The organism is Brevibacillus sp. Leaf182, assembly GCF_001423865.2.
GTDB lineage: Bacteria > Bacillota > Bacilli > Brevibacillales > Brevibacillaceae > Brevibacillus > Brevibacillus brevis_C.
Window position 1 is genome coordinate 165,521 of record NZ_LMPN02000017.1, and the last position, 24,493, is coordinate 190,013.

The following is a 24,493-nucleotide window of genomic DNA, read 5'->3' on the forward strand; positions in this document are numbered from 1 at the left end:
TCTAATAAAGGGAGAGCGAACATGTCTAGCCCTACACAGTTTGGAACTGCAACAGCTCACGTACAATGCTTAGCGCCTTATCGATATCCGCTGTCTCAATACCGGAATGAGTCACCGCTCGAATTCTGCCGTGACCGAGCTCGGCTACGCGCAGCCCATGTGCTTGCGCTGCTTCTACGAAGGTCTGCCACGTATGGACTGGGTGTTCAATCCGGAAGAATACAATATTGGTTTCTACATCCTCCACATGAGTCACGATTCCTGGAATCTCCGCCAGACCATGTGCCAAGCGAAGGGCGTTTGCGTGATCGACTGCCAATCGATCTGTCATCTGCTGCAAGGCAACCAGGCCTGGTGCTGCAATAACCCCTGCCTGGCGCATACCGCCACCCAGCATTTTGCGAAGACGATACACTTTCTGAATAAAGTCTTCTGTTCCCACAACAAGGGAACCAATCGGTGCTGACAACCCTTTCGACAGACATATTTGCACGGAGTCGGCATAACGCGCAATCTCAGCCACATCCACATTAAGAGCAACTGCCGCGTTGAACAAGCGTGCACCGTCCATATGAACGGGCACAGCCTTTTCGTTTGCAAATGCGCGAACCTCTTCCAAGTAAGACAGCGGTAGGACACGTCCTCCCATCCGGTTATGCGGGTTTTCCAGGCAGATCAAGGAAGGCAATGCGAATTGTGGATCTTCAGGCTCCAACGGAAATACCCGCTCCATATCAGCGATGTCCAACCTTCCATCTGGCTGCGTTGGAATCGGTTCGTACATAATGCCGCCGCACACAGCCGCGCCACCTGCTTCATAGATATAAATGTCGGTCTCATTGCCTACAATGACTTTGGAACCGCGCGGACAATGCGCCATTAAGGATGCCAGATTAGCCATCGTTCCACTCGGCATGAGAATGGCTGCCTCTTTGCCCAGCTTTCGGGCTGCTTCTTGCTCCAATTGGCGAACCGTAGGATCTTCCCCATACACATCGTCACCGAGTACCGCCTCTTGAATGGCATCCATCATCTGACTGGTCGGCAAAGTGAATGTATCGCTTCTCAATTCGATCACCGGTTTCATACCCCACTCTCCAAATTCTGACCTACTTGTACTTTCAGGCTGTCTTTCACCTGCTGGATCAGCTCAGCCGTCTCGCTGTAATGCTTGCCTTCCACGATGACATAGCCGAGACGATGCGAGAAGTTTTGCGGAGGCCAGACGCTTTGACCGATTTTTGCATGAACGGCCACTTCAGCTATCCCTGGCAGGTTGCAAACGGTATCCATTCCATGCATCCCGCTAAAGGTTCCCTGATTATCCGAGACGAGAAAATGAATGCCTGCATAGCGTTGCTCTTCGATGGTTTGAGACAATTCTGGCACAAGTCCTGCCGCACACCGAATCTGTTGCAAAAGCAGATCAATCCCTGTTGAACGGCGAACCAACTCTGGAATCATTCCACCGGCAAGCCTAGCGTTGACTTCGATGACAACACAACCTGCTGATGTCCACTTCACTTCCGTATGGGCAGCACCGAATTGGTAGTTCACCGCCGCTAATGCCCTTTCCACTGTTCGCTCGATCTCCTGTTTCTCTTTTGTCGACAGCGGTGCAGGGAAAATATGCCCTGCTTCCACGAAAAATGGATATCCCGTTAACCGTTTCTGGGTAATGCCGATGACAAAGCATTGCCCTTGCCAAGAGAACGTCTCCACGCTAAATTCAGGGCCCTCGACATACTGCTCCAGAAGAACTGTTCGAGCTGTTTCCTGGCCGCGCGCATTGTACTTGATCGCAAGGATTTCCGCTGCCATATGCTCCACTTCCTCCCAGCTAAAGCACAGCCTTACGTTATTCGACCCGCTATCGTCAGCGGGCTTCACCACGCAGGGCAGAGAAATGGAAGACCGCGCTTCCATCAATGCCTCCATAGAGCCTATTGCCACAAATTCAGGCTGAGTCACTTGATGACCCTGAAGCTTCTCTCGGAAAACGGCTTTATTGCGGCAGGCCTCAATCGCCTCCAGCGAATTGCCTGTCCAACCGAATTTCCGGGCCAGCTTGGCTACCGATTCGAGATAATAGTCGCTTGTTGACATGATTCCGGCTATCTCTCTGCCTTCCTTAATCACTTGTGCTACACTGTCAGTCAGCTCTGCTTGGGAATTCGTATCTGTCACGACTACGTGACATTCCAACTCATTCAAACCATGGTAACGTTCAGGCTTCTCTGTGAAAAATACGGGCGTAAACCCCAATTCGCGCGCCTTTTTAATCGCGAGCATACCTGTCCCCGTCGTATTTGCTTCAACGAACAGAAAGTGTTTGTTCATTCGGATACATCCCCATCAATTTGGAATAGGACCAGCTTGTCACGACTGTTTTTGGTTCCACACATTGCGGCGTGTCTCGCAGGTTCGTTTGCATCAGTCCCTTGCTCTCCCGGTAGGAGTGGCTATAGATCGTATCGACATAACGATCCCCTCGATCCGGCAATATAGCCACGATATTGCATTCACTCCCGACTTGGCTCGCTAACCAGTTGGCTACGGCGTACACGGAACCTGAGCTGTTGCCAGCAAAAATATGCTCATTACGGGCCAAGCGTAGCGTAGCCGCAAATGCCTCAGCATCGTTCAGCCAATGCACTTCATCGATCATGGAAAAATCTACATTCTTAGCGACCAAACTGTTTCCCAAGCCACCTTGTAGACGTGTCGGCTGATCGGGCTGTCCGAATATCACACTCCCCGCTGCATCAACCGCCACGACTCGTAGCTCCTTAAAATGACGCTTCAGTTCTCTGGCTGTCCCGGACAGGGAGCCTCCGCTGCCAACTGCACCAACAAGCACATCAATTCGTTCAAGGTCTTGCATCAACTCGGATGCCAGCGCAGCATATGCACGCGGATTCTCCGGATTATCGTATTGTCGAGGCCAAAACGCTCCTGGATACTCCCTCATTAATTCTTGGAGTCGTTCCAGTCTGGCGCTTTGCCACCCTTGTTTCCCCATCTGCGAAACCACGTGAACATGACAGCCAAGCGAGGTCAACTTGGCATAGGTAATCGGGTCAATTCTCGGATCAGTCACGATGTGTACATCATGCCCCAACTGACGCCCAACCAAGGCCAAGCCGCAAGCCAACGTTCCTGACGAGCTCTCGATAATCGGCATGCCCTCCTGAAGTTCTCCCGACTGTATCGCTGCCAAGACCGATTGCCTGGCTACACGATCCTTCATACCAAACGGATTCATTAACTCGAGCTTTGCAAATACGGAGCCCACTGCCTTTTCATCAAGTCTCAGCTTGACCAAAGGGGTATCCCCGATCGTATCTGTCAACTGTTCATACCGCATCTACGCCCACATCCTTCCCTTGCTTGCCAGAAAGCAACCTCTTCATTACCCTCCCCCGCCTTTCTTCGATCGCCTGCAATTGCCCTTGTCGATCCTGCCACTCCCGTTGCAGCTTCTCTGCATGCTCCCTCTGTGCTGTCAGCATCTGCTGTACTTCCTCCGGGTTCGTGGAGCCCGTTGATTTCTTTGCGTACAAGCCGCCCTGCACATCGAAGGAAGCAGCGAGGAGTGCAGCCGTATCCGGCACTTGAAAGCCTGCTTCCGCGCAAGCTTCATAGAGTAACCGTGGATCTCCCGGCTCCGGCGATACACCGTGTTCCAGCGCGCGAACGATGTATCTGCCTGCGATTACCTGTGCTGTGCGATACGGAATCTCATGCTCCAACGTCAGCAAATTCGCAAGAGTAAATCCTCCGAAAAAGTCCCGTTTACATATATGGAGCAAACGTTCCTCATTGAATTGCAAATGATCGATCACCGCTTTTAACAGGCGCAGCAACGTTTTGGTTTGTTGAAACAACGTCAGAAGATGAGTGCCTGCCTCTTTGGACGTCTCTACCAAATTCGTGAAAGCTGTATTGCGCTGACCTAGCACCATATCCATATAAAATCCAGTTAGATGCGCACTCTTTCCCCGAATACGCTCCAGGATTGGGAAATTTCTTTTCTGTGGCATGGCAGAAGATATTCCAGATAGCTCATCCGGCAATTGGAGGAAGTTCATTTCGCTGCTGCCCCATTGAATCAAATCCGTTGTAAATCGGGAGACCAATACTGAGAAGGTGGACAGCTCTCCTGCCATTCTCAAAACCCATTCCCGAGACGCAACCGCCGACAACGCACTCATTCGAGGCTGTCGGAACCCAAGCAACTTGGACAACCGTTGACGGTCCCACGGCAGTTCTACCCCAGCCATGGCCCCTGCCCCAAGCGGGCATTGATTCATGTCGTCATAGATTTGTATCCATCGATTCATGGCTTGCAAGAATTCACTGTTAATAGAGGAAAGATAGAATCCAGGGGTAATTAATTGTGCGGATTGGTAGTGTGTATATCCTGGCATGGGGACAGAACGATATTGATTAGCGAGTGTATGCATTGATTGAATAAGCTGTCCCAATTCTCCCATCGTCTCCAGCCACTGTGCACGACCAAACATCACCTGGGCGCACGCTTGGACATCATTTCGACTGCGATCCATATGCCAGCACGGTACCGGTCTCGGGAGCAAGCCTTCAATATAACGCTCGAGGGCAAAAGAGATATCAGACATGTTCTGTCCGGGGTCAGGAGCGATTGTTTCTGGTGTAGCGCCCTGAAGTGCTTTGGCGATAGGCAAAGCGTCTTGTCGTGTAATCAAGCCCATTCTGACATATTCCAACAGCATAGCGAATTCAATCTGAATATACCCAGGCAACAAATGATCGACTTCATATTTGAACTGTGGTTCCAATACTTCATCATGCAAAAGGCGGCTTGGTGTCGAAGCAATTCTGCCCGTTAATTTTACACTCATGCAAAAATACACCTCGCTTCCGACTGAGTAACGATCCAACCAGGAGTTGCCCTAAAGAGAGATACCTCCTGATTTCTGTTCCGCATAATCGTAGTGATGTTCTTTTTTCATTCTCAAGTGTGGATTCATCCACATGAGAACCACAATAAGAAGTCCCGCTGCTCCAATGATTCCAAATATCGTAAAGATGGAAACAAGACCAGTAGTCAGACCTACCAGGAAGACGGAGACTGGCATGGCGCACATAACCATTACATTGATCAAGCTCGATGCTCTTCCCAAGACTTCTTTGGGCACCATCAAGGTGATCAACGTACTCATTTTGATATTGACGAATGCCGAGCCTATCCCGTTCACGAATACACATATGACTTGCCAAACAAGTGGAATGCCGAACGCAAACATTCCGATTCCGATACTGAACAGACTAATGCCGCAGCAAATGTAAATAATCGCATCATATCGATTCAAATAATTAATACATAGGGACCCAAGTAAAATCCCGATAAAAAAGCTGATCTCGAGCATGGCCAATTCGGTAACATTGGTAACGACCAGTGGCAGCAAAATTGCTTCTGGAGCTGTCAAAAAATTGAGGATGGTAAAATAAATCATGCAGTTTCGCAAAAAATCATGCTTCGTAATCGCATGGATTCCATCCTTCAAATCCGTCATGATCATCTTGGTTGTAAACTCACTGACAGTAGATAGGACAAGCTCTCTCTCGTTAATCCATAAAATAATCAGTGCCCCTAACAAATAGGTGACGACATTCAAAATAAAAGCATATTCCATTCCAAACGCGATCAACCCCGCCGCCAATGCCGGAGCCGCCAAACTGACAATCGTTTGAATCATCTGCGATAAACTTTGGGCTTGCGTCATATGTTGTTCGGGAACCAGCGTTCGTATCGCCACCGTGAGTGCTGGCCTAAAGAAGGCACTGACTGTGGTCAGCAAAACGGCAATGATGATCAGTACAGCAGGATGCAGCCTGTTAAACAAAAACAACAGGACGATGCATAAAATGAGCGCAGCTCTCAATAAATGGGAAACAACCATGATCCTCTTTTTATTTCCTCGATCAACAAAAACGCCCGCGAACAATCCGAATACGATCAATGGAATGGTCTCCGCTGCCAATAAAACCGACATTAACAAAGGACTTTCCGTCAAAACCTTCATTAGCCAAATAAGCGCTAATCGATACACTCCATCTCCCATATTCGAGACAAATTGCGAAAAGATTAAATAGCGATAACTTTTCAAGCTCAGCAATGCCCGAAAAGATACCTTTTCATTAACGCTTACTGGCTGTTCCATCTCGATCATCCACTCCCAATACGAACGGAATCATTTTTTGGGGGAAGATGACTTCCGTGCATGCCAGAAGCCATCTCTTGGATCTGCTCCTCTACGTGTGGTATACATGCACTTCTGTATTCAATTCACTTAACCATCTATACCCCAGTTCCAGCTTTTGATAAAAGTCAGGTTCTTCTTTCAACAATAAAATACCGAGGCTGGTCCCACTGTGTGCAACAACCGTACCTAACCCTCCAATTTTGTCGTTGATCTCCATGACTTCCGGCAATAGTTTCTTGGGCAGAATTTTTTGATTCAAGATCGCACTTCTGGACGACACGGCGCCTATTGTGTGGACATCTCTTTCTCTGATCGCTTTCGTGATTTTTTGCAGCAAGAGACTGTATTCCATCTTTTCCTCATTGGTAAACGGTTTTGATTGCTTGTTAAACTCAACCGTATCAATTGTTCCCCCCTCATCAATGCTTACAATACACAAAGGCGGGAGCTCCCCAAGATATTCTCGGAGTTTGACCTCCTTATGGTAGTAAGCAACAGCTCCTTCATACATCACGCCGTCAGTCGGCTCTATCGTCGATAAAAACAACTCTAGTAAAGCAGGCTCCATTTTTATATGAAAACAATTTTCTACTGCTCGGGAGGCAGCCACCAAATCTGCTGATGAACTTGCCATGCCTTTTCCTACTGGGAGTTCCGAATTGATCTCCAAAATTCCGCCAGCCGGAAAGCCATAATGCTTGAGTATTTTTTCTACGAGTCTTTTCGATTTTTGCTTGGAACGAGGTACAATGACGATCTCTTGTAAGGATGGAATAGAATAAAAAGTAGCATAGGAAGCATTTTTTATAGGCAAAGTCACTAGAAAATCCCGATTATTTTCCCCTAGAATCCCCTGCAGAAGCTCCCCAAAAGTACCGTTAGCTGCTCCGTTGCCTACGTCTGTTGTTTGAGGAAAATTACGAATGGAACTCGTCTTTATCATGCTCATAGAGGCCCCCCAATTAAATGGATATCGTTTCTGCAGGATGATAGTTCTTCATAAAATAATCAAAAAATTCTATTTTGTTAAACTGACTTTTATTCGTACTAATAAAAACCCCCAGATTCTTTTCTGGCAGCAACCACATGAAGGAGTTATACCCGATTACCTCGCCTGCTTTCGCCAAAATATTTTCATGGACATAATCAGGATGGAATTTCGCAGTGAAGCCATACCCTGTATAAGCCCCTTGTGGGTGAGGCACCGCTTTACTGGCGAACATTTTGCTAATCGAATCTTCATTTAGTACCCTTTCAGTCCCATAAGCGCCTTTGTTTAATAGCGTCAGCATCCATTTTGCCATATCGTCCCCAGTTGAGAGCAGACTGCCATCTGGAGAGTCCGCAGGGCTAAAATCGTACCTTTGAATCGGATTATTTTCCAGATCATAGCCTGTTGCCAGCTTCGCCTCCAGCTCTGGCTGCAAAAGAAAACTGCTCCTTCTCATTTCGAGAGGCTTAAATAATTTCTCACTGACATAGCGATGGAAAGGAACTCCAGTCACTCTTTCTACTAAATACCCTGCCAGCATAAAGGAGAAATTCTCATTGCAGTATTGTTCCCCAGGTTGATAAATAACGGTTGGCATATAGCGTTGAATGTATTCCTGCAAGGTTACGGACTCACGCTCGCCGTAATGGTAGCTTTGGTCATTTCCCGTAAACGGCTCGTCAAATCCTGCTGTATAGCTGAGTAAATGCTCAACCGTCAGTGGTCCTTCAACCTTTCTCGGTATTTCCATATCATCTAGATACGGCTGAATATCATCGTTCCATCCGATAAGTCCCTGCTCCACGAGTTGGATGATGGCAGCGACTGTGACAATTTTGGATATCGAACCTACCTTCATTACCGTTTCATCCGCACTCATCCGCACTCTTTCGTTTCGATTCGCATATCCATATGCTTTCTTTAGCTGCACCTGACCATGATGCACGACAACTACGACGGCACCAGGAATATCGTTCAACCTAGAAGCATCAAAAAATCCGTCTACCACTCCCTCGAAATCTACCGATTCCCCGAGGAGTCCGCGGTCAGTACTGTTGTGTATTTTCGTCAAGCAATGTTGAATGATTTCACATAAGCTCTCCTGAAGGCATGCCATTAATTCGTCTATGGTTTCATTTTTATACTGATTCTCACTGTAAGCTACCATAAATTGAAAACGACCATGTAATACAACGCACTCAATATCGATCTTGCATTCTCGGGACTGATCCAGACTCATTGATTCGCCACCAGAAAATGTAGACAATTGAATGTCGCCATCCTCTTCTTTTCGATCCAGATCAAACTGCCCCAAATAATTAAAGCTGACCTCAGGCTTTATGTTGTTCTTTCGAGGATTTTCCGCCAAATATTTCAATATCCCGTAGTGAATCCCTTTGTGAGGAATTTGGCGCACATCCTTTTTCATTTTATGGATGATAGCAGACAGATCCTGTTCGTTGCCAACGTCTACAATCACGGGATATTCACTTGTAAACCATCCCACTGTGCGGTTTATCTCCACATCAGGTAGAATCGATTCCCTGCCGTGCCCTTCCAAATTGATGGCGAATCGATCGATATTCGCCCATTTTTTAAAGGCCAACCCGATTGCAGACAACAACAACTCATCAATTTCCGTGTGATAAGCGCGATTGGCCTGTTTCAACAATTCCCTGGTCTGTTGCTCATCCATCACGATTGTTTTTGTCCTGGTTTGCTTCCGAAGAGGTTTCCATTCAACGTAATCGGTTGGCAACGATTGAAGTTCCATCTCCTCGATACGATTCCAATAAGCACGCTCGACCTCGATTCTATCGCTATGGGCATATTCGTTCAGCTTTTGTGCCCACAATTGGTAAGAATCGCTCTTAAGAGGTAGCGTCATCTCCTTGTCTTGAAGGAGCTGTAGATACGCTCGGTTGAAATCCTCGATTAGTATTCGCCACGATACCCCATCTACGAGTAAATGGTGAACTGCCATCAGCAGATGATCGCCATTATCGCATTGGAATAGCCCTAACCGAATAAGTGGACCATCAAAAATATGAAGACGGGATTGTATTGCGGTGCATTGTGCATCCATCACTTGCTGTATATTTGCATCGGTTATATTTCGATAGTCCCACACTTCCAAACTGTACATGTCGTCGCTTTCGCTGACCCCTCGGTTATAGGCTTGATAGCCCGTCTCCGTTTCGCGGAATACCATGCGTAGAGCATCATGGTGTTGCAGGAGCTTTTCAATTCCTTTGCGAACCAGTCTCTCATCAAACCGGTCTTTTCGATAGAGCATAAAAGATTGGTTATAGTGATGGGGATGCTGATTGTGCTCCTGAAAAAACCAATGCTGAATCGGGGTCAACTGTACAGCACCTTCGATATCCCGCTGATCAATTTTTTGTTTCATCGGTTTCAGTCTTGTACCCAGTTCTGCAATGGTTGGAGATGTAAACAGATCTCTGATCTCCATCTTGTATCCCAAGCCTGACAATTGAGAAGCAACTTGTATGGACTTAATAGAGTCCCCGCCAAGTTCAAAGAAATTATCCAAAATCCCCACCTGCTTCTCATGCAAAACGTCTTGCCATACTGATACCAATATCTTTTCGATCTCTGTTTTGGGTTCAACGAATTCCCTATCACTACGCAGCGTTATGTTGAGTTCTGTTAACGCTTTTCGATCAATCTTTCCATTTGGGGTCACTGGTATTTCATCTAACTGAACGAAATAAGAAGGTACCATGTACGCCGGCAACGTTTTTCGTAGCGCATCTCTCACCATACACGCTTCCAGCTCTTGCGCAGCCACATAAAAGGCAACCAGCCTCTTTTGACCTGATCCATCCTCTTTTGGGATAACGACTGCTTCTTGAATATCGCTTGTTTTTAACAATTCCGCTTCGATTTCTTCCAATTCGATACGATTGCCACGTATCTTGACTTGATTATCGAATCGCCCTAAAAATTCGATGTTTCCGCTGGGGAGCCATCGAGCCATATCCCCTGTCTTATACAATTTTTCACCCGCACAAAACGGACTCTGAACAAATTTTTCATTCGTCAAATCTGGTTGCTTGAAATATCCCCTTCCTACTCCCCGTCCACCGATATACAGTTCGCCAGGAATCCCCACAGGCACTACATTGCCGTTCACATCCAAAATATACATGTTCACTCCTGGCAACGGCTTGCCGATCGGTAAAAACTTGTAATCTTGCTGAGACTCTTTCTCGTAATAGGAAGCATCAATGGTTGCCTCCGTCACGCCATAGCTGTTAATGATGCGCATGGTGTGGCCGTACCTGTCTACAAGGTTGTGGAATACATGTAGCGGACATTGATCCGATCCAAGAATGAGTATTTTCATAAAATCCATGTTGAGGCCCTTCTCATAAATATCGTTCATGAGAGGGATCAGAAGGACCGGTGTGGATTCAAACAGGTTGATTTCGTGCTTTTCCATTAGCTGATAAATCCGTTCCAAATCAATTCTTGCGTCCGCTGGGCAAATGACCAGCTTTCCGCCGTATAACAGGCTCCTTATATAATCTCCAGTAAAAACATCAAAAGCAAAACTCGCCCATTGCAAGCATCGGACCGGGAATTCGTCCAGCTTGTATTCTTGCTTCCATGCCTGTGCAAGCGCTTGAAGCTGTTGGTGCTCGATCATGACTCCCTTCGGCTTTCCCGTTGTACCTGATGTATAAATGACATAGGCTAGCTGGTCGAACTGTATGGATAACCCCAAATTTGTATGCTCATGATGATAGGATTCATGGTCATCGAGTACAATTATTTTTTTGTCAAAATCGACTTTCTCTCTTAATGCTTGATGCAGTAGGAAAACTTCCGCTCCCGAATGCTCTAGCATATACCGAATCCGTTCATCCGGATAATCAGGATCAATGGGAATGTAGGCTCCACCTGCTTTTAAAATCGCCAATACACCGACAATCATCTCAATCGATCTCTCAGCCATGATGCCAACCAATTGATTGGCGCAGACACCCTCCGCTACCAATGTTCGCGCCAGTTGATTCGCCCGTTTATTCAGTGCGGAATAGGACAGCTCTTGCTCTTCGAAAACGACAGCAATGTGATCTGGAGTTCTCGCACTTTGCTCTTCGAACAGTTCAATGATCGTTTTGTTTTCATCCCCGTTGGTAAAATGCACGTCTATAAATCTGCTTACCGTAGCCTGTTTTTCTTCCGCAGACAATAACTCTATCTGTTTGAGAAAAATAGTTGGCTGATTCGTTACTTGTTCGATGATGTTATGCAAATATCCAAGCATCCGTTGAACAGTTTCTGGCCGAAATAAATCTGTCCGATATTCAATGCTAAGACTCGCCCCATCTTCTTGATCCAGGCATACAAGCGACAAATCAAAGTTCGTCATGGAATTATAGGATTCGACTGCCTTCATTTCCAGGCCGCTTATTTTTCCGTCTTTCTCTAACTTTTCAATATATTGGAACATAAAAGAAAAAATAGGGTTGCGGCTCACATCTCTCTCAGGGTTAATTTTCTCCACCAATTTATCGAATGGATATTCATTATGCGCGTATGACTCCAGCGCCAGTTGTCTGCAAGCCTGAAGCGCTTCAACAAAAGTGTGCTTCATATTCACTTCAAGCCTTAAAGGAAGGGTATTCACAAAAAAACCGATGACTTCTTCGATATCCATGTTGTTTCTTCCCGCTTCCGGAGTACCGATGATAATATCCTGTTGATTGGTCAGCTTGGACAGCCAAATGCCGACAACGGATAAAGTCACCATAAACATGGATGCATCATACTGCTGAGCAATCTCCCGCATACGACCGAAGATATTTTCTGGAAGATGATAAGATTCCACTGCCGAGAAAAATGTTTGGACGGGCTGACGCTGATAGTCTGTAGGCAAGTCCAATACAGGAATTTCTTTTTGGAACGTCTTCAGCCAGTACGCTTCTGATTCTGCCAGCTCTCCGTGATTGATAGCATGGTTTTGCCAGACTGCATAATCTTTATACTGAATGTGCAGAGCAGGTAATACGGGATCGATCCCTTGCTGCAAGGATTCGTAAATCTGACTGAAATCCTTCAGTAAGATCCCCCATGACCACTGATCACTGATCATGTGATGCATGTTCAGCAACAATGTATATTTTTCTTCGGCCACCTTACATAACTTCACGCGAAACAGTGCATCGCTCTCCAAGTCAAAGTACGTCTCCGACTCTTGTTGCATGATCAGTTGAATGGCTTTTTGCTTCGCGGCTTCTGACTGCTTGGAAACGTCAACGAATGAATAGGTAAAATCATGATTCCGCAGCACCTGTTGCACCGGATGTCCGTCTTTTACCAGGAATTTCGTTCGCAGTACCTCATGCCTCTGAACCAAGAGCGAAAATGCCTTATGCAAAATACGCTCCTTCAAGGGTCCCGTTATATGGTAAATCGTCGGCATATTATATGCCGTACTTTGAGGCTCTAGCTGCTGAATAAAAAATAATCTCCGCTGCGCATGTGAAACTGGGTAGTAATCCTTCTCCTCTGCCTTGTGAATCGTCGTTCTCTCCTGACTGGTATGGAGCTGATCACTTGCTGACTCTTCCCTGTGAGCCAGTAAGGAGGATAACTCTCGAATCGTTCGATGCTCGAACAAATCCTTGATCGTAACTTCAATACCCAACTCTTTTTTCATTCGCAAACGAACCTGAATGGTTTTCATGGAATGTCCGCCAAGTTGAAAAAAATCATCATCGATCCCCATATCATCTATGCTGAGCACTGTACTCCAGATCGCTGCTAGCCTTCGCTCCAAATCGTTACGAGGTGCGACGTATGCTTCATTCTTGGTTTGAACCGTATCCACTGTTGGCAATGCTTTTTTATCTACTTTTCCGTTTCGATTAAGAGGCATCGCATCGAGGATCATGATACGCTCTGGAATCATATATTCCGGCAGAATCGTTTTGAGATATTGCTGGAACTCCTGTTCATCCTGTTTTTCATGCAGGACAACATAAGAGACGATTCGATTGTCTCCATTTCTATCTTCGCTTACGACCGCGACACATTGTCTAACGCTCTCATGACGTAAAAGGGCGCTTTCTATCTCGCCAAGCTCAATCCGATGTCCGCGTACTTTCACCTGGAAATCGGCACGCGTCACGAATACAAGTCTCCCACTTGGCAAATAACGTCCCAAATCGCCTGTTTTATAAAGTCTTTCTTTTTTCTCTTTCAAAAAGGGATTCTCTGAAAATGCGTGCTCGGTACGTTCGGGATCATTTACGTATCCCCGCCCTACTCCCATCCCGGAAATGTAGATTTCTCCCACACAACCAATGGGAACCGGACGCATCCATTTGTCCAGCAAATAGTGCTTCATATGGCCGATAGAATTGCCCAACGCAACATACGGATAATCATCATGCTGATAAGAACGATCAATGATTTCATGCATCGTATCATCCGAGCATTCTGTCGCTCCATATGTGTTCACTACAATGCCTTCAGGATACAAAGTCTGCCACTTTTTACACAGTGTTACCGGCAGTCCCTCACCAGTAGAGATCATATATTGCAAGTGTGGCAAGGCTTGTTGTTCCGGAGAGTGAGCCAGCGCAGTGTTGTGCACGGCTTCAATCATTGCAGGAACCATTTGAATCACCGTTACCTTGTCACGGCTTATGGAATGAAACAATAACTCCGGGTCTGTTGCTGTCTCGTTGTCATAAATCACCACTTTTCCCCCTACCATCAGGGGAGCCAGGAATTGCCACACCGATATATCGAAGCAATGGGAAGCATTCTGTACAACAATGCTGTCTTGGTTCAGGTCGAGCACATCGATTTTTGCAAAAAGGTGATTTAACATTCCTCTATGCTCAATCATTGCTCCTTTTGGTATACCGGTAGAGCCCGAAGTAAAAAAGACATTTGCCAAATCATCATAGGCATTAATGATCTTAGGATCATTTGTATCCGCTGTTTGCAAAGAAGTCTTATCCGGACTTACGCCGTTGCCCTCGTTCAAGCAAAACACGATAGGTTTTTGCGCTACTTCCGTTGCCAGTGTCATGCTGCGTAACTGATAACTCGCCTCGGTTAGTATAACTTTCGCCTTACTATTTTCCATTATCGTAACCAATCGTTGATCAGGGTGGGCCGTATCTAGCGGAACATAGCATCCCCCTGCTTTTAGAACGGCCAGAATGCCAACCAACATATCGATGCTTCTCTCTAAAAAAATGGCAGCCAGATCATTTCTACCAAATCCTTCTCTGCGGAGCCAATGAGCCAAACGATTGGAAGTTTCATTCAATTCTCTGTAGGTAATAGAGTGGCTCATATAGACAGCAGCGACAGCATCAGGATTGCGCTTAACCCGTTCTTCTATGATTTGCTGAGCCAGTTGATCCATGTTTCGATGTGACTTCGTAAAATTGCCCATCACGTTCGTCATCATGTTTTGCTCTTCATCTGTCATGGCATTCAGATCGCTGATTTTCATTTCGAAATCCGAGCAAACCTGCTCAAGTATACGGATGTAATGGGACTGTAGCCTTTCCAGATCGCGCTTGGCAGAAGCATGGGGATGAATGAATTGAATTTGTATGGACTGGCCAACCTTCACCATTATTTCGAGCGAGGGAAGGCCACCTCGATAAAGGACGACCGATTCATAATCATCTCCTGCACCACTCACTACCGTCACTGTTGTTCCGATTAAAGGATGATCTTCCGGGACTCCAGCATAGTTACGAATCATCTCTTGTGTAATGAACTGATTTTGCTGCAATTCTTCCCAGCTTATCTGAACAATTTTTACAAAATGACACACGTTTTGATTCGCCTGTAATGTCATGAAGACTGGCAAACTGTGAGCCAATGGCCCAATAATGGTATCTGCCCCTTCCAGTGACTCAGGTCTCCCGGAGACGGTAACACCAATCGCTACCTTTTCATCCCCGCTATACATATTTAATAACAGCAGCCAAGCAGCCTGAAAGACAGCTTCAATCGAGACGCCTTGTTTGAATGCCATGCTCTTGATTGTTTGGGATAATGGTTCGGAAAGTACAGCATGGCAGATGGTCTGCTGATTCGCTTCCTGTTGTGCACCCTGACCCTGTACTGGGTAAAAAACTGACTCGTTATCATTGTGATTGATTTTATCTATCCAATAGCTTTTCGTTATGGAGCCATCTTGACTTGACTCCCAGATAAAATAGTCTTTGAATGATGTTCGATGATTATTAGATGAATAATTGCCCTTTGCTCTCTTTAGCCATTCCTCCAGAAGAAGCCCGCGACTGACATCGTCCATACACAATGTATGATTGGTCCAAATGATAACCGTTTGATTTTCCTCCATCTGCATCACAGACAGTCGGATCAATGGACCTTCCTCAAAGGCAATAGGCTCCTGATGGGACGCAATCTCAAGAAGATACCTTTGCTCCTGTTGTTCAGCAGATAATCCTCGCAGGTCGTGCCAGTCAATAGAAATCGGGAATTGCTTTAAAACCACTTGTACATATTTATTTTTTAGTTTACGAAAAACCGTTCGCATTAGCGGCGTCTCACTGACTAATTCATTCCACGCTTCTTGAGCTCTTTCCCTTTCGATAGGCTGTTTGATCAGATAGCGCACCGTTGTTATCATGTCTTGGCGTAAGAATTGCTTCTGCACCTTCGAAAGCTCAATTACTTCCCCTACATTTTCTTTTGTTAAATGCTGCAAGCCCGTGCACCTCTTTCACTAAAGGAATAGTTGCTCATAATCATCATTTGAAAGAAATTGGCTGTTTAGATGACTGACAAGTTCACGGATTCGTTGATGCGGTTGGGCTATCACACTTTGCAATACGTATTCATATTGGGATAACATTCTTTGTGCGGTCTCCCCCTTGAATACATTTGCATGATAGGTAATGGTTCCATGCAGTTGACCTTGTGACTCGTGGATGCGGAATTGAAAATCAATCGTGGAGTGTGGTTCTTCCTCGTTCATTTCAAACAAAATTTGCGGCTCAGGTTGTCCATGTAGCAACGATTCGAAGCCGTCTTTATATTGATAGGCTTCTTTTACCTTGCGCTGTACTTGCAGAACTAGCTCGGAAAAAAGTGGATTTCCTGATAGATCCGTTCGTAGCAATAGGAAAGGAATTTCTTGTAGCTGATCACAATCCGCCCGAAATGCTAGGGCCATTTCCTCTTTCTCGCTTTCAGCATGCAAAAGGACCAAAAATGTACTCATGAAAATATCAAACGATGAGCTGTCCCAAGATTGGGCCAGACGGGATATGTGAGTCGACAGCAACCCTGTTATTTCAAACTTCTCCCGTTCGAACACAGTGGAATCGCTAGAAAGACTGCTTCCATCCTCAGGCAGTATTTTAAAGGATGGCAAATGGACAAAGTTCTTCGTCCAGTAGTCTTTTTTCGCTTGGCTTTTTAGCATCAGGATATTTTCGCTATCATTTTTCAAAAGAAATAGACTGGCGGCTTCAAAATCGGCAATCCATTGGACGACCGTTTCTTCATTCAAAATATCCGCATTGTATTCAAAACCTGCCAAAATGTCCTGTTGGTTGTCCTTTTCAACCACAAAACATAAATCATACTGGGATATATTTTTATGAATAGGATAGGAACTGATTGTTAAGTCATTGCTTTGAAACGTATTTTGGGCATTGCCCACAAAATAGGCCCCATCTTGCTTAATCGCTTTTTGATGGACAAAAGCGGTTGAAAAAAAAGACGAATATTTTTTATCGCGATCATAATCCAGCTCTCCTGCTATCAGAGAAAATGGGTAGTTTTGATACTGGGAGCATAATGACAACTCTTCTTGAACAAGTCGGGCTAACTCTTTAAATGAACAATTCTTCGGGATTTTGATTCGGAGTGGCAGCATGACAAGACATGGTCCCATGATTGAATAAAACTCCTTTTGGGGCCTGCCAAATCTAGGGACACCGATAGTAATGTCATCTTGGCCTGAAATACGAGAAAGAAAAGCAAGGAAGAGAGACAAATAAATAACATCCGTTTGATAGTGATGATTTTTACGGTAAGCGATCATCTCATCGCGAAGCTCGTGTTTGCACGTAAAGAAAGAAATCCCGCCTTTAAACGACGGAGTATGGGGACGAGTTTTATCCATCGGCAACTCTAGCCTTTTAAGAGGTCCGCCCAGCTTCTTTTTCCAAAAAGCTCTCGCTTCCTCTCCTTCTTGGCTGGCTAAATAATTCAGTTCCCACTCAACAAAATCCGCATAATGATGTGTGGACGGTTGTATCACAAGCTCTTGATCTGCTTTCAACTGTTGATAGATCATCGTAAATTCATCGAGCATGAGCGAAACACTCCACCCATCTGAGCAGATGTGGTGGTACTTAAAGCTTAGAATGCTGCCCATCTCTTTATAATCCAGCAATCTGCAACTGAATAACGGCCCCTCGTCCAACTGAAACGACTTGCTCAATTCCTGATTCAGATATGCTCGAATCGTCTTATCGTCCCAGTCACCAGAAGCCACATGCTCAAAATCCAATATAGGCTCGCTGTAGACTTTTTGGATGGGCTCGTCTTCTAACACAAAAATCGACCGATTGATTTCATGACGCTTAACGATCTCGGTAAGCGTACGTATCGTCATCGTTACATCTAGTCGCTGCTCGAATCTGAAAAGAAACTGCTCATGATAAAAAGCACTTGTCGGGTGTACCAAATAGTGAATAAAGTAATCTTTTTGTGTTTCAGACAGAGCGATTGTTTTGATAAAGGTTCTCTGATCCATTCATGATCACCCCGATACTTTACTGCGTAATGGTTGGGCATGCGGCTTTCACCAGCATGCCCGAACAAGCAATCAAGCCGTTAGCTGAACAGTTCATTGAAATCGTATTCTTCCGCCAATTTCAATTGAGATAAACGCTGCATTGGATTTTCAATCATTTGGCATAGGATGTACTCGATTTGACTCATAAACGTATCCATGGCATTCCTGCTAAATACATCCGCATTATACTGTGCAGTAAATGTGAGCTGGTCATGATTCGTGGACAAAAATAACATCATATCCAATTGATCATCTTTTATAAAATGGCTTCCTTCATATGATTTGACCATTGTTTCATCCAGGAAACGATTTAACGGACAATACCTGTAGATAATGCCGTTTGATTCAATTAGACTTTTTGAGGCTTGTTGTCCAATAAAAACAGCGGAATACAAATTCTTCTTCAGGCCCTTCGCGGCTAGTTGATCCTCTACGACCATATTGTACGGATACTCTTGATTCTCATACGCCGCATACGCCGTTTCTCTCGTTCTCTTCAACATTTCCAAAACGGTTGGGTTGCCGGACAAATCTGTGCGCATGGCGACGGGATTGATAAGAGGACCAATAATTCCTTCGAGGTCCGTCTGGGTACGGCCAGATAAAGTAGATCCGACAGTAATGATCGTTTGGTCCGTGATGAGCGAAAGCCAAATGTTTAACGCCGTAAGCATGGTCGTATACACGGTACCGCCGGCCATTCGAGTCAATTCTGATAGCGACTGCGCTGTCGTTGGTTCAATGGGAAGCGACGTTACATTTGAAATCTGGTTGTCGCGAGTGAATGGATGTGCATCTCGCGGTATGAGCGGTGCAGCGACATTTTGTTGCAGTTGTTTTAACCAATAGTCCCGCTGCCGATTCAATTCTCCCTTTTGTAACCGCGCCTGCTGCCACACGGTGTAATCAATATAATCCAGCGGTTTGGAAAACGGACGATGCCCCCCGCTATTTTCTTGTTGATACACGTCCGCCAAATCATTCATAAACACATCTAACGACCAGCCATCAAATCCAATATGATGAGTGCCCAAAAGGAAGAAGTGCTTCGTTGGTGAGACTCGATATAACCTCATCCGAAAGAAAGACTCTCGGGAAAAATCAAATGGCTTGTACAAGTCAGATTCCAAATCCATTTTGATACGTTGCTCGCCTTCCGTAACAGATAAGGAAGACAAGTCCACATACTCGTTATCCGCCTTCAGGTCATCATGCACTTTTTGATACAATTGCCCTTCCTTTTCTATGATGGTCGTACGCATAATTCTGTGCCGTTCAAACATGAGACCCATAGATTTGTGCAGGACCTGACTATCAACAGGGCCCTCAACTTCAAAGAGGTACACCCCTCCGACTGCTTCCTGGTCACTGAATTTTACATGGAACCATTGTCTTCTTTGACCGTGGGATACTTCAAATAATGACTGACCCGGCTGATCCTCTACTCGTGAAACTTCATGAATACGGGTGTTCGACCCGCTGCCTTGCTTGATCTCAGCTATCCGGGCTGCTAGAGCTTCGATCGTCGTAAACTCAAATATGGTTCGCAAGGGGATGTCCATTCCCAGAACCGCTCTCATACGGGATATCACTTGGGTTGCCAATAAGGAATGCCCACCTATATCAAAGAAGGAGTCCTTGATACTAATCTGATTCATCTGCAAGATATCGCACCAGATGGAGTGGATAAGCTCCTCAGGAATTGTACGTGGTGCAGCGATGGAGGAGTCGGATGGTTTCATTACGGGTAATTCCAGTGCGTTGCGATTAATTTTTCCGCTTGTTGTTTTCGGGATGCTGTCCAGCTTTGTGAAATAGGTCGGAATCATATAAGCAGGCAATTGACCCTTCAGGAATGTACGCCATTCGTTTATATCCCCTTCGCCCACGATATATGCAGCCAATTCTGTAGAACCCCTGTCGTTTTGAACGGAAATTACGGCTGCTTCACGAATGGACGGAAGTCTGCTTAATGTCGACTCAATCTCCCCTAGTTCAACCCTGATGCCTCTTATCTTGACTTGATTATCTTGTCTGCCAACAAATTTGATATTTCCGGAAGGCAAGTAATATCCTTTGTCTCCGGTTCGATACATTCTTTCCCCTGCTACAAATGGATTCTCTATAAAAGCTTCCTTGGTTTTTTCGGGATTGTATAAATAACCTCTTGCCAGTCCCAGACCACCGATATAAAGGTCGCCTATGACACCAATCGGAACCGGGTTTAAATTTTTGTCCAGAATGTATATTCTGTTGTTGTCAATCGGCTTTCCTACACTGACACAGTCCTTCCCAAACGCGTCCTCAGGTGAGCAGGTATAAATGGTAGAGTCAATTGAGACCTCTGTTGCCCCCCAAGTATTATGGAGCTTGGCGTTCAATTTCCGATAGAACTTGCCTACTGTTTCCGGTAATAGCGCCTCGCCACTGGAGATAACATTTTTTAATGTCCCCAATTTTGCTGCATCATCAGGTGTAAGGGCATCGACAAACATGCTGAGCATGCTCGGCACAAATTGAATGCATGCCACTTGATACTGAATAGCTGCCTGAATAATTGCCTCTGGATCTCGATGCAACCACGGCTCCATCAGTGAGATCCGACCGCCTACAGACAATGGCCAGAAAAACTCAACAGCTGCATCATCGAATATCAGCGTTGTTTTTTGCAGGACGGACTCCCCTTGCTCCAAGCCATGTTGGCGCTGCATCCATAGCATTCGATTAACCCATCCGACATGGAGGTTTTCCACCCCTTTCGGAATACCCGTCGATCCTGATGTGTAATAAATCGAAACCAAATCCGTCGGTTTTACGGTTTGTTCCGGCAATCCCTCAGGCATGCTTGCTATCTTTTCCTTGTCTGCCTCTAGCTCTATGCATTGAACATGCGTCGCTTGTTCGAACAGATGCCTGAATTCCTGTTCTGTTATGCAAATATTCGTTTTTGAGCTTTCCAGCAAATGAGCCATCCTTGCTTCCGGCAGCTCGGTATCTAAGGGAATAAATGCTCCGCCTGCCTTTACGATGCCGAGAATCGATATGACAAGTTCAAGGGAGCGATTCATGCATAGCCCGACAGGTGTATTGGGTCGAACCCCGAGCGTAATCAAATAATGCGCCAGTTGGTTAGAACGCCTGTCCAGTTCCCGATAGGTTATCGTTTCATTGCCCATTTCGGCAGCGATTAGGTCCGGGGTCTTTCTTGCCTGTTCGATGAACAAATCATGCAAGCATGTATTCTCTGGAACGGCTGCTTCTGTCCGATTCCAATCCCCTACGATTTTGTGACGCTCATCCTTGGGTAACAATTCGAGTGATGCAATCGGAGCGTCCGGTGCATTCACCAGTTCTTGCAGCCAATTTTCGAAATGAACAGCCATTCTTCCTATGGTTGCTTGGTCAAATAAATCCGTGTTATAGATCATGTTCATGATCAGACCAGCTTCAGACTCACCCATGGACAACTCGATATCAAATTTTGAAACGTTATGACGAACAGGCATGATTTCTAACGCACCGGCAGACGATTGGTAAACATTCGATGACAATTCAGCCCACGTGAACATGGTCTGAAAAACCGGGGAGTAGCTTGTATTGCGTTCAAGCTGAAGCGTCTCTACGATTTTTTCAAATGGGACTTCTTGGTTTTCCTGTGCCAGAAGCGCTTTTTCTTTTACGCGAGCAAGCAGTTGTCTGAAGGTAGGACCGTCTTGAAAACTTGCCCGATATACGAGCGTGTTCACGAAGAATCCAATTAATCCCTCGATTTCTTTTACATTTCGATTCGCTACAGGGCTCCCCACCAAAATATCCGACTGTCCGGTATATCTGGATAAAAAGCTTTGATAAGCTGCCAACAGGGTCATAAATAAAGTCGCATTCTCTTGCCGGCTTACGGTTTTCAATTTCTCAAGCAACGTCGATGGCAGCACGGTTTTATGCATACTTCCTGCATAACCTTGAATCGCAGGTCTAGGCCGATCAATCGGCAATTGCAAGACGGGAAGCTCTCCAGACAGTTCCGCTTTCCAATAATCTAGCTGTAGACCTATCGCATCGTCCGTCAGCCATTCACGCTGCCACACAGAGAAATCGGCATATTGAATCGGTAGGGCAGCAAGCTCCGCACGACTTCCACTCTGTGCCTCCTCATAGAAGGCCAGCCATTCTTTTAATAAAATTTCCTCAGACCATCCGTCCGTAATGATATGGTGCATGGTACACAGCAGAACGGACTCTTCTTCCCCTAATGCAATCAATTTGGCCTGAATCAAGGGGCCTCGATGCAAATCAAACCTGATGCTTGCTTCCTGCTCCATAAAGTCGTTGAGTTGCTCTTCTTGCGATGCCTTGGTTCGTTCTCTCAGATCGATGACAGGCAAAGGTGTAAACTGATATGGTTGGACGGCTTGGAAAGGTTGACCATTCTCATTTGGAAAAACCGTACGCAATATTTCATGGCGCGAGAGCAGGGCATTCCATCCTTTTTCCAGCGCATTTGCATCCCACAGTCCAGTCAAACGCCAAATATGAGGAACGTTGTAAGCTGTACTATCCGGTTCCAATTGATGCAAAAACCATAAACGCTGCTGTGCATGAGATAATGGGAACTTTTCTGTATGCGGCGCTTTCGTAATCGTTGGTATCCGCTCTCTTTTTCCATTCTGACTGAGCTCCATTATTCTTGTATGTAAACTCGCGATCGTCGGACATTCAAACAAGATTCGCAACGGTATAGAAAGCTGGAAAGCGTCCTCCAGGCGGGATATGAGCTGTGTCGCAAGCAGAGAGTGACCGCCTAAATCAAAAAAGGAGGAGTGGATACTAATTCGTTCCACTTTTAAAGTCTCACTCCAAATGGATGCTATCTGACTTTCTGTCGCGGTACGTGGTGCGACAAATTCCTCCTCCATCATGACGGTTTCTGGCAATGGCAACGCCTTTCGGTCCACTTTTCCTTGCGTGGTAAGCGGAAATGCTTCCATTTTCACAAAATAGGACGGAACCATGAAAGGAGGCAATTGCGTACTTGCATACTTTTTCCACTGTTCGACTTCTCCATCTCCAGCCATATAGGCGATGAGCCTTTTATCGTCAGCTCCATACTCCTGTGCAATGACGATGGCTTCCCTGACGTCTTCCGGCTGATTCAAGACGGTCTCAATCTCGCCCAGTTCGATACGGTACCCTCTTATTTTTACTTGGTTGTCTTTTCGACCGATAAATTCAAGTCCTCGATCAGGCACATATTTCACCATGTCACCCGTCTTGTATAAGATGGCTTCCAGGTCTGGATCAAAGGGATGTTTAATAAATTTCTCTTGATTAATCTCGGGTCGATTCCAATATCCCAGAGCCAGTCCCTTGCCCCCCACGTACATTTCCCCTACAAGACCAACAGGCACAAGCTTTTGCTTGTCGTTTAAGATATACACTTCTGTGTCATTGATAGGGCGACCGATCGAAACGGAGTGTTGGATGGCGCTTCTATCTGTTACTGGATAAAAGGTGGCAAATGTCGTGGTTTCCGTAGGACCATAGCAATTGATCAATAACGTATCAGACAGGTTGTCTACTACCTTTTGAGCGTGCTTGGGGGACATAATATCCCCACCCACCAGCAATTGACGTAACCCTTTTACATCCTCCAGATGGAAATCAATCAGTTGATGAAAGACTCCTGCTGTTAACAATAATGTACTGACTCGATAATCACGCAATACCTGCCCCATCTCGCCAAGATCAAGCTCCTTGTATGGAAAAACAACGAGCTTCGCTCCATTTAGCAAGCTGCCCCATACCTCGAAGGTGGATGCATCAAATGAAATCGACGCCATATGCAGCATGGTTTCTTCCGCCGTAAGCGATACATAAGATACATGTTTAACGAGCCGGATCACACCACGATGAGGAATGAGTACCCCTTTCGGATTTCCTGTCGAGCCGGAAGTATACATCAAATACGCAAGGCTTTCTGGAGCTGCATGCTGCTCCAAATTCGCATCTGATTCCATGCTGATCGCCAGTTGGTCACGCTCAGGGCATACGACCTTCAAGCCTTCTGGCAGCCGCGATACCAAGCTTTCTTGTGCGAGTACTATCGTAATGCCTGCATCTTGCAGCATATAATGGATTCGCTGCTCAGGGTAGGCAGGATCAAGCGGGACATAAGCCCCGCCAGCCTTTAAAATCGCTACCATACTGATGATCATTTCGAACGAACGATCCATACACAAGCCGACCTTGCTTTCCGTCCCTACCCCACACTTTTTCAAATAATTTGCCAGCCTGTTGGCCCTGCTATTCAGCTCTTGATAAGTGAGTGAGGCATCCTTCCATAGCAAAGCGATGTTGTCAGGATGAAGTTCAACCTGCTCCTCAAAGAATGCAGTAATGGAATTGTTCATA

General features: G+C 45.8%; 9 protein-coding genes. All 9 read right to left on the reverse strand.

Annotated elements, in window-relative coordinates; translation table 11 throughout:
* Window positions 1-31: 31 nt before the first annotated feature.
* Entirely contained in the window at window positions 32-1,087 is a 1,056-nt protein-coding gene (gene ltaE / locus ASG16_RS07270; protein ID WP_056495295.1) for a low-specificity L-threonine aldolase, read from the reverse strand.
* A complete protein-coding gene (locus ASG16_RS07275; RefSeq protein WP_056495292.1) occupies window positions 1,084-2,340 on the reverse strand; it encodes an ATP-grasp domain-containing protein in 1,257 nt (418 codons plus the stop codon). Before ASG16_RS07275 ends, ltaE begins: the two co-directional genes overlap by 4 nt.
* Window positions 2,315-3,367, reverse strand: coding sequence for a PLP-dependent cysteine synthase family protein (locus ASG16_RS07280; protein ID WP_056495289.1), 1,053 nt, complete (start codon window positions 3,365-3,367; stop codon window positions 2,315-2,317). Before ASG16_RS07280 ends, ASG16_RS07275 begins: the two co-directional genes overlap by 26 nt.
* Complete coding sequence (locus ASG16_RS07285) at window positions 3,357-4,883, reverse strand: argininosuccinate lyase (RefSeq protein ID WP_056495286.1); 1,527 nt, start codon at window positions 4,881-4,883, stop codon at window positions 3,357-3,359. The genes ASG16_RS07280 and ASG16_RS07285 overlap by 11 nt, the downstream gene beginning before the upstream one ends.
* A 51-nt stretch (window positions 4,884-4,934) precedes the next feature.
* A complete protein-coding gene (locus tag ASG16_RS07290) occupies window positions 4,935-6,206 on the reverse strand; it encodes an MFS transporter (protein WP_056495282.1) in 1,272 nt (423 codons plus the stop codon).
* A gap of 91 nt (window positions 6,207-6,297) precedes the next feature.
* The gene (locus ASG16_RS07295) at window positions 6,298-7,197 is read right to left on the reverse strand and encodes a GHMP family kinase ATP-binding protein (RefSeq protein WP_056495279.1); all 900 of its coding nucleotides are present in this window, start codon (window positions 7,195-7,197) and stop codon (window positions 6,298-6,300) included.
* 13 nt (window positions 7,198-7,210) lie between these two features.
* On the reverse strand, window positions 7,211-15,979 hold the full coding sequence (locus tag ASG16_RS07300; protein ID WP_056495276.1) for a non-ribosomal peptide synthetase: 8,769 nt from the start codon (window positions 15,977-15,979) through the stop codon (window positions 7,211-7,213).
* An 18-nt stretch (window positions 15,980-15,997) separates the two neighbouring features.
* On the reverse strand, window positions 15,998-18,040 hold the full coding sequence (locus tag ASG16_RS07305; RefSeq protein ID WP_056495273.1) for a condensation domain-containing protein: 2,043 nt from the start codon (window positions 18,038-18,040) through the stop codon (window positions 15,998-16,000).
* Between the two features lie 80 nt (window positions 18,041-18,120).
* Window positions 18,121-24,492: a non-ribosomal peptide synthetase gene (locus tag ASG16_RS07310; RefSeq protein WP_056495271.1), complete on the reverse strand. Its 6,372-nt coding sequence runs from the start codon at window positions 24,490-24,492 to the stop codon at window positions 18,121-18,123.
* Window position 24,493: the final 1 nt, after the last annotated feature.

Excerpts from the sequence above, each read along its gene's own strand:
- ASG16_RS07295 (WP_056495279.1), bottom strand. The coding sequence starts at position 7,197 with ATGAGCATGATAAAGACGAGTTCCATTCGTAATTTTCCTCAAACAACA.
- ASG16_RS07285 (WP_056495286.1), bottom strand. The coding sequence starts at position 4,883 with ATGAGTGTAAAATTAACGGGCAGAATTGCTTCGACACCAAGCCGCCTT.
- ASG16_RS07305 (WP_056495273.1), bottom strand. The coding sequence starts at position 18,040 with ATGGATCAGAGAACCTTTATCAAAACAATCGCTCTGTCTGAAACACAA.
- ASG16_RS07290 (WP_056495282.1), bottom strand. The coding sequence starts at position 6,206 with ATGGAACAGCCAGTAAGCGTTAATGAAAAGGTATCTTTTCGGGCATTG.
- ASG16_RS07310 (WP_056495271.1), bottom strand. The coding sequence starts at position 24,492 with ATGAACAATTCCATTACTGCATTCTTTGAGGAGCAGGTTGAACTTCAT.
- ASG16_RS07280 (WP_056495289.1), bottom strand. The coding sequence starts at position 3,367 with ATGCGGTATGAACAGTTGACAGATACGATCGGGGATACCCCTTTGGTC.
- ASG16_RS07275 (WP_056495292.1), bottom strand. The coding sequence starts at position 2,340 with ATGAACAAACACTTTCTGTTCGTTGAAGCAAATACGACGGGGACAGGT.
- ltaE (WP_056495295.1), bottom strand. The coding sequence starts at position 1,087 with ATGAAACCGGTGATCGAATTGAGAAGCGATACATTCACTTTGCCGACC.